Source organism: Pedobacter superstes, from assembly GCF_037622515.1.
GTDB classification, from domain to species: Bacteria; Bacteroidota; Bacteroidia; order Sphingobacteriales; family Sphingobacteriaceae; genus Paradesertivirga; species Paradesertivirga superstes.
On the sequence record NZ_JBBJCN010000005.1, the window covers coordinates 213,812 to 226,327 of the forward strand.

General features: G+C 39.8%; 11 protein-coding genes. 8 read left to right on the forward strand and 3 right to left on the reverse strand.

What is annotated here, in order from left to right:
* Positions 1–6: 6 nt before the first annotated feature.
* Positions 7–2,325 (reverse strand): efflux RND transporter permease subunit, encoded by a 2,319-nt coding sequence (locus WG906_RS14995; protein WP_339993601.1) that lies wholly within the window; start codon positions 2,323–2,325, stop codon positions 7–9.
* 141 nt (positions 2,326–2,466) lie between these two features.
* Between WG906_RS14995 and WG906_RS15000 the strand changes: the two genes are divergently transcribed.
* Together WG906_RS15000 and recO are read left to right on the forward strand one after the other, a co-directional pair.
* On the forward strand, positions 2,467–2,826 hold the full coding sequence (locus WG906_RS15000) for a diacylglycerol kinase (protein WP_339993602.1): 360 nt from the start codon (positions 2,467–2,469) through the stop codon (positions 2,824–2,826).
* The gene (gene recO / locus WG906_RS15005) at positions 2,816–3,541 is read left to right on the forward strand and encodes a DNA repair protein RecO (protein ID WP_339993603.1); all 726 of its coding nucleotides are present in this window, start codon (positions 2,816–2,818) and stop codon (positions 3,539–3,541) included. The genes WG906_RS15000 and recO overlap by 11 nt, the downstream gene beginning before the upstream one ends.
* Here recO and WG906_RS15010 read toward each other — a convergent pair.
* Both WG906_RS15010 and serS read right to left on the reverse strand, forming a co-directional pair.
* The gene (locus WG906_RS15010; protein ID WP_339993605.1) at positions 3,538–3,915 is read right to left on the reverse strand and encodes a response regulator; all 378 of its coding nucleotides are present in this window, start codon (positions 3,913–3,915) and stop codon (positions 3,538–3,540) included. The two genes, recO and WG906_RS15010, sit on opposite strands and share 4 nt — an antisense overlap.
* Positions 3,916–4,083: 168 nt before the next feature.
* Positions 4,084–5,355 carry a serine--tRNA ligase gene (gene serS / locus WG906_RS15015; protein WP_339993607.1) on the reverse strand — a complete coding sequence of 424 codons (1,272 nt, stop codon included), beginning with the start codon at positions 5,353–5,355 and terminating at the stop codon, positions 4,084–4,086.
* Between the two features lie 262 nt (positions 5,356–5,617).
* Here serS and rsmI point away from each other — a divergent pair, with 262 nt between their 5' ends.
* The 6 genes from rsmI to mgrA all read left to right on the forward strand — a co-directional run bounded on the left by rsmI (position 5,618) and on the right by mgrA (position 12,511).
* Positions 5,618–6,340 carry a 16S rRNA (cytidine(1402)-2'-O)-methyltransferase gene (rsmI, locus tag WG906_RS15020; RefSeq protein ID WP_339993827.1) on the forward strand — a complete coding sequence of 241 codons (723 nt, stop codon included), beginning with the start codon at positions 5,618–5,620 and terminating at the stop codon, positions 6,338–6,340.
* A 110-nt stretch (positions 6,341–6,450) separates the two neighbouring features.
* Positions 6,451–7,110 (forward strand): PH domain-containing protein, encoded by a 660-nt coding sequence (locus WG906_RS15025; protein WP_339993608.1) that lies wholly within the window; start codon positions 6,451–6,453, stop codon positions 7,108–7,110.
* A gap of 3 nt (positions 7,111–7,113) precedes the next feature.
* Complete coding sequence (gene lnt / locus WG906_RS15030) at positions 7,114–8,724, forward strand: apolipoprotein N-acyltransferase (protein ID WP_339993610.1); 1,611 nt, start codon at positions 7,114–7,116, stop codon at positions 8,722–8,724.
* A gap of 69 nt (positions 8,725–8,793) precedes the next feature.
* Positions 8,794–9,825: a LacI family DNA-binding transcriptional regulator gene (locus tag WG906_RS15035; RefSeq protein ID WP_339993611.1), complete on the forward strand. Its 1,032-nt coding sequence runs from the start codon at positions 8,794–8,796 to the stop codon at positions 9,823–9,825.
* Between the two features lie 9 nt (positions 9,826–9,834).
* Positions 9,835–11,505 (forward strand): sodium/sugar symporter, encoded by a 1,671-nt coding sequence (locus WG906_RS15040; RefSeq protein WP_339993612.1) that lies wholly within the window; start codon positions 9,835–9,837, stop codon positions 11,503–11,505.
* Positions 11,506–11,521: 16 nt separating this feature from the next.
* Entirely contained in the window at positions 11,522–12,511 is a 990-nt protein-coding gene (mgrA, locus tag WG906_RS15045; RefSeq protein WP_339993614.1) for an L-glyceraldehyde 3-phosphate reductase, read from the forward strand.
* Positions 12,512–12,516 lie beyond the last annotated feature (5 nt).

Consider the following 12,516-nt stretch of genomic DNA (forward strand, 5'->3'; position numbering starts at 1 on the left):
CCAATCTTACTTCGTTTTATTGGCCTGCTTGCTTATTCTCTTTTCGAGAGAAAGTAGTAAAGCAGGCAATAAGGTAAGATTGGAGATCAGGGCCAGCATTAAAGTAATGGACAGTAAAATGCCCAGTGAAACCGTTCCGCCAAAGGTGGAAGCGATGAATATTCCGAATCCAAAGAACAAGATTAAAGCCACATAAATCATACTAACGCCGGTTTCCTTCAAGGTATCTTCCACTATCTGAGATATAGTTAAATTAGTGGTTCTCAACTCCTGCCGGTATCGTGTCAGGAAATACATTGTCTGATCGGATGCAATGCCTAAAGCGATACTAAAAATTAATATTGTTGATGGTTTTAATGGAATACCAAAGAAGCCCATAATGCCGGCAGTGATAATTAGAGGTACAATATTGGGAAGCAGTGAAATCAATACCATCTTAAGCCCCCTGAATAATACCCACATAATCAGGGCTATTAATCCTAAAGCTAACAATAAGCTGTCGCGAAGATTATCTAAGAGATAATTAGTGCCTTTTACGAAAATAACACTCGATCCCGTCAGGTCAACCTGGTAGCGTTCGGGGTTGAAAATAGAGTCGACCCTGGGTTTAATTTCTTCAAGGAGCCTGTTTACTCTGTAAGAACCAATATCTGCCATCTGAAAACTTACCCGGGTGATTTGCCTTTTACTGTCTACAAAACTTTTCAGCATATTTCCTTTCCCGCCAGAGTTACCTGCGTAGGCAAGGATAAAATTCATTTCCATTTCGTTAGGAACCCTGTAAAAGTCAGGATTGCCATCGTAAAAGCCTTGCGAAGAGAATTTTAAAACTTCTATTAAAGACACCGGTCTTGAAAACTCCGGGTACCCCGATATCATATCCTGCAACTTTTCAATTTTTTTAATGGTTGCAAGCTTCATTACCCCGTTTTTCCGTTTTGTATCAATACTTACTTCTAATGGAAGTACGCCCTCAAAGTTTTTTGCGAAGAAATTCATGTCTTCATATACCGGGTCGTTTTTGGGCAGATCATCAACTACGTATCCATTTATATTAATAAGACTTATTCCAAAACAGGAGACTGCAACTATAATCAGGGTGCCGATATAAATAGCAGGCCTTTTGGTTTGAGCCAGATTATTTAAAAGATTAAGTAAGCCACTCAAAACAGGCCTGTTTAAGTGTTCGGTGTGTTTGATATGCGGATCGGGCAGGTAGCTGAATATGATAGGTATAAGAGATAAGCTCATCAGCCAGGTGATCATTACCCCGATCGCCGCCACAATTCCGAATTGCATTAACAACTCACTTTCTGTAAAATAGAGTACTCCGAAGCCGATTGCTGTGGTGAGGTTGGCCACAAACGTAGTAATTCCTATTTTTTCGATCACCGTTCTTAACGCGATTTTTTTATCTCCATGATCATTAAACTCGTTGTGGAATTTGTTGAGAAGTAAAATGCTGTTGGGTATGCCTATTACCACAATTAAAGGTGGAATCAGACCTGTAAGTAATGTCAGTTCGTAGCCAAATAAGACCAATATACCCAGGCTCCATAAAACTCCGGAGATCACCACCAGAACCGGAAACAGTACGGGATAAAACGAACGGAAGAAAAGCAGTAGGATTAATGCCGCCACTAATACGGAAAGGCCGAGAAAGAGTGCAAATTCTTCAGATACTTTTTTACTGATTATCGTTCTGATATAAGGTAATCCCGAATAATGGATATCTATATTTTGTGCTTTTTCAAACGCGTGTGATTTATTGAGAATAGAATTAATTACCCCAATTCGTTCCCTGGTATTCAAAATATCCCCATCAAAAGTAATTGCCATTAAGGAGGCATTGCTTTTTGAATTGAAAATTAAGCCTTCATAAAAACTAAGACTGTAGATATTTTTCTTTACACTGTCCATTTCTTTTGAAGAAGAAACAGGCTTTTTCAAAAGGGAAGCAAGAATGAATTTTTTGTTAAGTGTGTCTTTTTTTAATTCAAATAAACTTGTGCTTGAAAGCACCTGCTTTATGCCATGGAGTTTTTGAATGTCGGAAGTTAGAGTGCTCCATGCATTAAAAGTAGTAAGCGCCCAGAGTTTAGGAGATTGTACTCCCAGTACCATGACACTGCCATCCTCCCCAAAGTTTTTCTTGAACTCACGGTAACGTGCAAAGGCGGTATCAGTTGTTGGCAAGGCTTTGCTTCCCGCATAGGATAAGCGAACCTGGCTGGTTTTATAAGCCATGAAAACTGTTACCAGTATAAAAAACAAAGCTATTGGGAGACGGTTAGACAGTATAAACTTTGATAGCTTCTCCCACATATATTATTATATTCGAATGAATTGATTGGGCGTAAAACTACAAAAATTACTTAATTTGCTGGGATACCGAAGGTTGGGGCGTACTGGAATACTTACAAAGATTTTCTGTGCCGGTTGTGAATTTGACATTAACTATTTTAAATGAAGAAGTTTTTTAAAGGCTTTCTCTATGCATGGCAGGGAATCGTATATGCTTTTGCAACGCAGATAAATTTTAAATTCCATACATTTTCAGCGATAGTGATTGTTGCTTTAGGGTGCTTTTTTAAGTTAGACTTATTTGAGTGGCTCTGGATATCTGCGGCAATAATACTTGTAGTTGTGGCGGAACTATTTAATACAGCTTTGGAAGTATTGGTTGACCTGGTTTCTCCGGATTATAACGAGAAGTCAGGCATCGTAAAAGATTTGTCTTCTGCTGCGGTGCTGCTTACAGCAGTTCTTTCGGCCATAATAGGCATTAGTGTTTTTCTACCAAAGATTCTGGCGTATGCTTCATAAGATCAGAGGAATCGTTCTTAAAACAACTGATTATTCCGAAAGCAGCGTTGTGGTTCAGGTGTTTACAGATAAGTTTGGTTTGCAGTCTTACCTGATTAACGGGGTTAAAAAGCCAAAGTCTAAAATTAAGCTGAACATGCTTCAGCCTCTGCATCTGTTGGAAATGGTTGTTTACAATAAACCTAACGGAAGCCTTCAGCGCGTTTCTGAACTGAGAAATCAGCCCGTATTGCAAAGTATTCCTTACAATGTGATTAAAAGTTGTTTGACGATGTTCATTGATGAAGTTCTATATAAATCCTTAAAACAGCATTATGAAGATGAACCTTTGTTCAATTACATTTACAATGCTGTAGAGCTGCTTGACAGAACAGAAGAAGGTTTGGCTAATTTTCATCTCTTTTTTTTATTAAGACTTACCAAGTATTTGGGCTTTTATCCGGACAGGACACTGGAAAGCGGGGCGAAATTTTTTGATTTAAAGGAGGGAGGATATTCCCAAAGTCAGCCCCTTCATCGTTTTATAATAGATGAGAATTTGATTTCCGACTTTTCTGAACTTATCGGTTCAACTTTTGAAAAACTCCCTTTTTTAAATTTAAAATCGCAAAACAGGAAAGCTTTGCTGTCAAAAATTTTAGATTATTACGCTTTGCATATTGAAGGTTTCGGAGAGGTGAAATCGCATCTTATTCTTGAAGAAGTTTTGAATTAAGCAGATTTTGGACTGTTGAGTACCATGCGATTGATAATGATTTCAAGTTCGTTCAGATCGAATGGCTTTTCTAAATAAGTGTCCGCTCCGGCCTGTTTTGCCAGAGTTTGAATATCATTATTTGCCGAGAAGTAGATTACCGGGATATGCTTCAAATCATTCTGGTTTTTCAGGGTTTGTGTAGCAACAACTCCGCCAGTATCCGGAATCCAGTTATCCATTAGTATTACATCCGGTTGAATGCTTCTAACCGTGGTATCGATATTGTTGCAATGCGGAGAAGTGTAAACTTCCCAACCTTGTTCTTCAAGAATGTAAGTACATATTGAGAGAATATCCACATCATCATCAAAAATAAGTATCCGTTTAGCCATGCATTTAATCTTCTTGGTGAACTTGATAGTAAATGAGAGAAACAGGAGGTGTCATATTTGTTCCTTCTAATTAATCTACAGGCTCCGGGCGTGCCCGGCGGAGATTCTACTTACTATTGTTGTTATAACTTCGATGATTAGAGAATTGTTTTAAAATTGAAACAATTGTTAATTAATCCACTCAAACCTGGTGTAGGGAATTAATGCCGCTGGAATTCTTATGCCTTTTTCTGTCTGATTATTCTCAAGTAAAGTAGCTACTATTCGCGGCAGTGCCAAAGCACTCCCGTTTAAGGTATGAGCAAGCTGAGGCTTGCCCTCTTTTCCTTTAAACCGAAGTTTTAAACGGTTACTTTGAAAGGTTTCAAAATTTGATACAGAAGATACTTCGAGCCACCTGCCTTGTGCTGCGCACCAGGTCTCCATATCGTAAGTTAAGGCAGAAGCAAAACTCATATCTCCTCCGCAAAGCCGCAAAACCCGGTAAGGCAATTCAAGTTTTTGTAATAAAGACTGAACGTAGGTGCTCATACTTTCTAAAGTGTCGTATGATTTATCCGGATGGGAAATCTGTACAATTTCGACCTTATCAAACTGATGCAGACGGTTTAAACCGCGAACATGTGCTCCGTAAGAACCCGCTTCGCGGCGGAAGCAAGGAGTATAGGCGCAATTCTTGATCGGCAATTCCTCTTCCTTTACAATTACATCACGGTATAAATTGGTTACCGGGACTTCAGCAGTTGGTATCAGGTAAAGATTGTCAACACCTATATGATACATTTGCCCTTCCTTATCAGGAAGCTGTCCGGTTCCAAATCCCGAAGCCTCATTAACCACTATTGGGGGTTGCATTTCGCGATATCCTTCGGCCTCTGCGTGATCCAGAAAAAAGTTAATTAATGCTCGTTGAAGCTTTGCTCCTTTGCCTTTATATACAGGGAAACCAGCGCCTGCTATTTTATTGCCTAATTCAAAATCTATGATGTCATATTTGGCGGCCAGTTCCCAATGCGGTAAAGCATTTGCCGGGAGCGATGGCTTTTCACCATGTTCAAAAATTGTCTCGTTTTCTTCAGGTGTAGATCCTTTGGGAACACTGGTATGCGGGAGATTGGGAAGAACAACTATTTTATTTTGTAATTCCTCTTCAATAGAAACCAGTTTCTCAGAAAAAGTCTTTGCTTTTTCTTTTAGAACCGGACTTTCCGCTTTTAAGCTTTCCGCTTTCTGCTTTTCACCCTGTCGCATTAAATCCCCAATCTGCTTTGCAATAGCATTAGATTGAGCAGAAACATCATCCAGTTGAACCTGTGTTTTACGACGTTCCTCATCCAGTCCGATAATTTCATCTACCAGTTCAGGCTGTTTGAAGTTCTTTAAGGCTAATCGCTCTAAAACCTTTTCCCTGTTTTCACGGATATAATTAACTTGCAGCATCTTTTGAAAATTTCGACAAAGATAAGAGTGGTTGTGAGTTGTTAGGTATGAGATGAGAGATTTTTTATAGAGTGTTTGAGATTATTAAAAATTGATGTTCAAGTAGTATGATAAGAAATTGATGGGACATTGCAGGCAATTATACATGGCAGAATGGCAATACAATTTTACAGTCAATCAGTCTATCGGTTTTTAGAAGTGGACTTTGAAAGGGATTATAGAGAGGAGCAGCAAAAAATTAATGGATAAGTTAGTTCAAATTATGACCGGTAAACTCTATCTCGTACCAACACCCATAGGCAACCTTGAAGATATTACTTTGAGAGCCATCAGAATTTTAAAAGAAGCTGATATTATTCTGGCAGAAGATACCCGCACCAGCGGCCCCTTATTAAAACATTTCGATATCGATAAAAAGGTATTTGCTCACCATCAGCACAATGAGCATAAAGCAAGCAGCGAAATCGTAAGGTTTTTAAAGGAAGGTAAAAACGTTGCTTTAATATCGGATGCCGGAACGCCGGCAATCTCGGATCCCGGTTTTTTTCTGGTCAGGGAGGTTTTAAAAAATGATCTCGAAATAGAATGCCTCCCGGGAGCAACAGCTTTTGTGCCCGCTTTAGTCAACTCTGGCTTGCCCAGCGACAGGTTCACGTTTGAAGGCTTTCTTCCGGTTAAGAAAGGCCGGCAAACACGCTTAAAGGAACTGGCAGAAGAGGAACGTACTATGATCTTTTACGAATCGCCACATCGCATTTTAAAAACTCTTGAAGAGCTTGCCGTCGCGTTCGGTGAAGACCGGCAGGCATCGGTATCGCGTGAGCTTACCAAGATGTTTGAAGAAACAGTAAGAGGGACTTTAACAGAGATAAAAATTCATTTTGAGACACATACTGTAAAAGGAGAATTTGTTCTTTGTGTGGCCGGCAAAGAAAAGAACGAGAAGAAAAAGGATAAAATGAAGGACAGAGAATATGAAGAATAATTAAACAGCCTATTTAAGTCAGGGAATCTCTTTTTTAATTTTTAATTTTAACATTTGTCTTTACGCTGCTGAATTTTCGAATTTTTAATTTTGACTTTCCAATTTAAAATATGCGCATTGAACCCTTTATAAACGACGAGCAAGATCCAAAAAACGCTGAAAAAGTTTTAGGCAAAATTTCAGACATGCTTACTCCCGGAGAGCAGGTAATTTATCTTGCTGTGCAAAAAAAACCTGCTGTAACTCTTATTCCTGATTCTATCGTGGTAACAGACAAGCGACTGATTTTCTGTAAGCCAGGGAATCTTGGTTTAACTACTAATTTTGAGATTTATAGCTGGAAGGACATTAAAGATGTATCTTTCAAGGAAGAGTTTTTTGGAGCTAAATTTACTGCCGTTCCCTCATCCGGTGAAAATTTTACAATAGATTATATTCCAAAAGTTCAGGCGCGTAAGCTTTTTCAATTCTGCAATCAGCAGCTAGAGCGTAACAGAGAATTAGAAAGAACGCAGGCTTTAGAAAAGGAGAAAGCGCTGAGACCTCAAAATGAAATCGCTACAAGACCTTCCATTGAAGAAAATTTCCAAAAGAGTTTTGAGCAAGCCAATATTCCGGTTGCCCCGAGTGTGCCCGTGCCGGAGATAGCCAAATCTTTAGAAGATGAAATAACACAAAAGCTTCAAAAGCTAAGGACTTTATACGAAAAACAACTCATTACACAGGAAGAATACGAAGCTAAGAAAGCCGATATTTTATCTCAGTTATAAAAAGTGCGAAATAATTATACCTTAGGGTTGGCTACTGCTTTTATAGCCTGGCTGGCCTGGCCACCAATTCCTTTTACCTCAATTTTACTGCTGATCGCTTTTATTCCATTGCTGTTAGCGGTAGAAAATATCATTAATTCTGATGCTAAGGGAAGAGGGAAAAAGATTTTTTCTTTGTCTTTTTTTACGTTTGCAATATGGAATACATCCTGCATTTATTGGGTTTTTAACTCACTTCATTCTGTAATGCCCGCATGGGTTGCTTTACTGGTTTCTTTAATTCCTTTCGGGTTAGCGTCTTTACTGATGGCCATTTGCTTTTGGTTGTATTACCGGTTGCGATTAATATCAGGGAGAATGACCAGCTATATCGGCTTGATTTGTATTTGGTTGGGCTACGAATTTTTACATCAAACCTGGGATCTGGCATTCCCCTGGATGAACCTTGGAAATGGCTTTTCAAATTTTCATCAAATCATTCAATGGTATGAATTTACGGGTGTGTACGGAGGAAGCTTATGGGTTTGGATTGCGAATATTGTTGGTTTTGAGTTTTACCTGACACGTAGAAATAAAATAGCCCATAAAAAGAATTTTGGATGGAGTTTTATTGCGATAGTACTTCTTCCCATCCTGTACTCCTTAACTCTGTATACCAATTACCAGGAAAAGGGCACTCCTTCGAATGTTGTTGTTGTGCAGCCTAATGTCGACCCTTATTTAAAATTCGGAGCTTTACCTTCCTCAAGCCAGATACAGCAACTTGTCCGTTTATCTGATTCTGTTGCTCAGATTAATACTGAATATTTTATCTGGCCGGAAACGGCGATCCCCGAAGATGTTAATGAGGGTCTTATTCATACCAATTCAAATTATCTCCAGGTTCAAAGCTTTCTCAGAAAGTACCCTAATGCAAACGTGCTTTCCGGAATTTCAAGTTATCTGATCTATGATTCTGCCCTGACAGAAACAGCAAGATACCTTGAACAGGATAATAAGTACTATGATAGCTTTAACGCTGCCATCCAGATCGAGAATTCTTCAAGGGTTCAGTTCTATCATAAATCAAAGCTGGTCCCTGGTGTGGAGCAAACGCCTTTTTCATCAGCAATGGGGTTCATGAAACCTCTGTTCGCAGCTTTTGGCGGTACTACCGGAGGCTATGGAAGTCAGAAGGAGCCTTCAGTATTTTATAGTCAGGGTGGAATTGGGGCTGCGCCCGTAATTTGTTATGAATCTATTTGGGGCGAGTATGTTTCTGATTATGTGAAAAAAGGTGCGCAGTTTATAGCAATCGTTACCAACGACGGCTGGTGGGGAAATACTTCGGGTAAGGACCAGCATCTGCTTTACGCAAAATTAAGGGCCATAGAAAGCCGGCGTTGGGTTGCCCGGTCTGCAAATACTGGTATATCCGGGTTTATTAACCAACGGGGAGATATTACTCAGCGTAGTAAATGGTGGCATGCGACTGCTTTAAAAGAAGATATCAATCTTAATGATGAGCTTACATTTTATACAACGCACGGGGATTATATCGCCAGGGCAGCCTGTATTCTTAGCGGAGGATTCTTAATATTTCTACTGTTAAATCTCTTTAGAAGAAAAATTTAATCAGTTTTTCATTTGAAAATTAGGTGATATAATAAATGTTATTTAGTTTCGTAAACGATTACGTAACCATTGCGAGCCAGAACAACCTTAATTGATATTGCCAAAAAGCTGAACATTACACCGGCAACCGTTTCGCGTGCCTTAAGCAATCATCCTGAGATAAGCGCAAAAACGAAGAAGCTTGTTAATGAAATGGCTATTGAGCTTGATTACAAGAAAAACAATATCGCCTCTTCTTTACGGCTCGGTAAAACTCATGTCATTGGGGTCCTGATCCCGACCGCAGAACACATTTTTTTTGGCTCCGTAATACATGGGATAACAAACCTTGCCAACCGCAATGGCTATGATGTCTTGATTTATCAGTCGAACGAAACCGAAGAATATGAGATTAAAGGTATAAATGCCTTTATCAGCGCCAGGGTTGACGGGATATTGGTATCGATAGCTAAAAACACCAGAAACTACTCGCATTTCAAAAAAGCACAATATGAAAATATTCCTATCGCGTTTTTCGACAGGAACAACGATGATTTGGGTATACCCTCAGTAGTGGTAGACGATTTCCAGGGAGCCTATAAGGCTACCGAACATCTAATCCAGAATGGGTATAAACGGATAGCTCATATTTCGGGCCCTCAGCATATAAAAATTTTCAGAGAACGGCTCCGTGGATATGCTGCTGCCCTTGCGGCATATGAGATGCAATATGACAGTGATTTGGTCTATGAGGGCGATGTGTCAATTGAGTCGGGCAAGACCGGAGTTTCCACTTTTTTAAAACTCGATAATCCGCCGGATGCAATTTTTGGGGTAGAAGATATCACGGCGCTTGGAGTGATCAAGGAATTAAAAACCCGGAATATTAAAGTTCCTGAAGAGGTAGGGGTTTTTGGCTTTTGCAATGATTTATTTGGCGAACATATTACACCTGCTCTGTCCACAATTGATCAGCAAACTATTGTAATGGGAGAAGAAGCATTTAAGCTGATCCATAATATGATTGTGCAGGGGCACACCACTGTTGCTCCCTCCAAAATAGTATTAGAACCTATAATGATTATAAGAGATTCGTCGATAAAACAAGCTAAACCTTTATAGATCTAAACAATGGGCCATTTACAAACACTTGACTATCTCGTTTTCCTGGTTTATTTTTTAATTGTTTCCGTTTATGGAGTTTGGATATACCAGAGGAAGAAATTTTCACAATCCGACACTAAAGATTATTTTTTGGCCGAAGGTTCATTAACATGGTGGGCTATAGGTGCATCGTTAATTGCTTCAAATATTTCTGCTGAGCAATTTATAGGCATGAGCGGGTCGGGATTCAAAATGGGCCTGGCGATTGCAAGTTATGAATGGATTGCGGCGGCAACCCTTATAATTGTTGCCGTCTTTTTCATTCCGGTATATCTGAAAAATAAAATATATACCATGCCACAGTTCCTTAGCCAGAGGTACAATGGTACGGTAAGCATGATCATGGCTGTGTTTTGGTTGCTGCTTTATGTAATAGTAAACCTCACTTCTATTCTCTATTTAGGAGCATTAGCCATCAATAGTATTTCGGGTATTGATAAAACTATTTGCATGTACGCACTAGCTGCCTTTGCCATCATTATCACATTGGGAGGTATGAAAGTTATCGGATACACTGATGTAATACAAGTGTTTTTTCTGATTCTTGGCGGACTTGTTACCACATACATAGCCCTGGGATTAGTTTCTGATCATTATAATGGCGACGGTATTATTGATGGATTTAATTTACTGTCGAAGCATGCACCGGATCATTTTGATATGATTTTTGATAAAAGTAATCCAAATTATATGGATTTACCGGGCCTTTCAATTTTATTGGGAGGCATGTGGATCTCTAATCTGAGTTATTGGGGTTGCAATCAGTACATTACTCAAAGAGCATTAGGGGCTGATCTGGACACCGCGAGAAACGGATTATTATTCGCGGCGTTCATTAAGATACTGATGCCTGTAATTGTTGTATTGCCGGGTATTGCTGCTTATGTTTTATATATGGAAGGCAGCTTTCAGCAGGAAATGCTCGATGGCGGGGAGTTAAATCCCGACAGGGCTTACCCTATTTTGTTGAATTTACTTCCAGCCGGGTTAAAAGGCCTGTCATTTGCCGCTCTCACTGCCGCAGTTGTTGCATCGCTGGCCGGGAAAGCCAATAGTATTGCCACCATTTTCACACTGGATATCTACAAAAAGAAGGTTGAGCCTTTGGCTACGGAAGAAAAAATGGTTTGGATAGGGCGGGTTACTGTTGTGGTAGCTATGGTTCTTGCAATTATTATTGCTCCGAAGCTAGGTATTGATAAAAAAGGAGGTTTTCAATATATCCAGGAATACACCGGCTTCGTATCTCCCGGTATTTTCGCTATGTTTTTATTAGGATTTTTTTGGAAAGGCACTACATCCGGAGCCGCAATGTTTGCAACAATCGGTGGATTCTTGCTTTCCCTGTTATTTAAGTTCCTTCCTCAATTTGCTGATCTTTCGTTCTTAGCACCCTTCGGATTCTCCAAAATAACCCCTCAAGGGTTATATGAAATTCCTTTCCTGGACAGGATGGGATTTGTATTTATCCTTTGTGTATTTGGAATGGTCATTATCAGTGTAATTGAAAGGCGTAATGGCGTAATCGCAAAAGGCCTGGATATTGACAGGAGCATGTTTAAGCCTTCACCTGCATTTATCGCCGGATCTCTGTTAATACTTGGAATACTCACAGCTCTTTATACAATTTATTGGTAACAAATCAAATTTGAAAATGACCTATCATCCTTCACCCGAACGTTATAAAACAATGGAATACCGGCGTTGCGGAAGCAGCGGAATAAAGCTTTCGGCAATGTCTTTAGGCTTATGGCACAATTTTGGCCAGGTCAGCAATTTCGAAAACAGCAGGAACCTCGTAAAAACAGCCTTCGATCATGGGATCACTCATTTTGATCTGGCTAACAATTATGGTCCGCCACCGGGTTCGGCGGAAGAAAATTTTGGTAAGATATTGCGCCAGGATCTCCGCAATTACCGTGATGAATTAATAATTTCTACTAAGGCCGGGTACACCATGTGGGATGGTCCGTATGGTGACTGGGGGTCAAAGAAATATCTTGTTTCAAGTCTGGATCAGAGCTTAAAAAGGATGAAGCTTGACTATGTGGATATTTTTTATCATCACCGTCCCGACCCGGAAACTCCTCTGGAGGAAACCATGCAAGCTCTGGATTTGATTGTTCGCCAGGGTAAAGCATTATATGCAGGCTTATCCAATTATCGCCCTGCGGAAGCAGAGAAGGCTTTTAAAATTTTGAAAGATTTGGGTACTCCATGTCTGATTCATCAGCCAAAATATTCAATGTTCGAAAGATGGGTTGAAGGCGGTTTGCTTGATTTACTTGAAAAGGAAGGTGTAGGATGCATCCCTTTTTCACCTTTGGCTCAGGGACTGTTAACAGACAAATATCTTCATGGCATTCCTGCTGATTCGAGGGTAGCAACGAGCGGCGTGTTTCTTAACGAAGACCACATCACTCCCGAAAGGATTGAAAAGATTAAAGCCCTGAATATTATTGCGAAACAACGTGGTCAAAAGCTGGCTCATATGGCTTTGTCGTGGATATTAAAAGATAAACGAATAACTACAGTACTAATCGGCGCCAGCAAACCGGAACAAATAACCGATTCGCTGCAGGCCTTAAAGAATACCGTCTTTAGCGCTGAAGAACTTGAGGCTATTAATCAAATTTTAGTATAAACCAT

Coding starts and splice junctions, on each gene's coding strand:
- WG906_RS14995 (WP_339993601.1), bottom strand. CDS start 2,325: ATGTGGGAGAAGCTATCAAAGTTTATACTGTCTAACCGTCTCCCAATA.
- WG906_RS15000 (WP_339993602.1), top strand. CDS start 2,467: ATGAAGAAGTTTTTTAAAGGCTTTCTCTATGCATGGCAGGGAATCGTA.
- recO (WP_339993603.1), top strand. CDS start 2,816: ATGCTTCATAAGATCAGAGGAATCGTTCTTAAAACAACTGATTATTCC.
- WG906_RS15010 (WP_339993605.1), bottom strand. CDS start 3,915: ATGGCTAAACGGATACTTATTTTTGATGATGATGTGGATATTCTCTCA.
- serS (WP_339993607.1), bottom strand. CDS start 5,355: ATGCTGCAAGTTAATTATATCCGTGAAAACAGGGAAAAGGTTTTAGAG.
- rsmI (WP_339993827.1), top strand. CDS start 5,618: ATGACCGGTAAACTCTATCTCGTACCAACACCCATAGGCAACCTTGAA.
- WG906_RS15025 (WP_339993608.1), top strand. CDS start 6,451: ATGCGCATTGAACCCTTTATAAACGACGAGCAAGATCCAAAAAACGCT.
- WG906_RS15040 (WP_339993612.1), top strand. CDS start 9,835: ATGGGCCATTTACAAACACTTGACTATCTCGTTTTCCTGGTTTATTTT.
- mgrA (WP_339993614.1), top strand. CDS start 11,522: ATGACCTATCATCCTTCACCCGAACGTTATAAAACAATGGAATACCGG.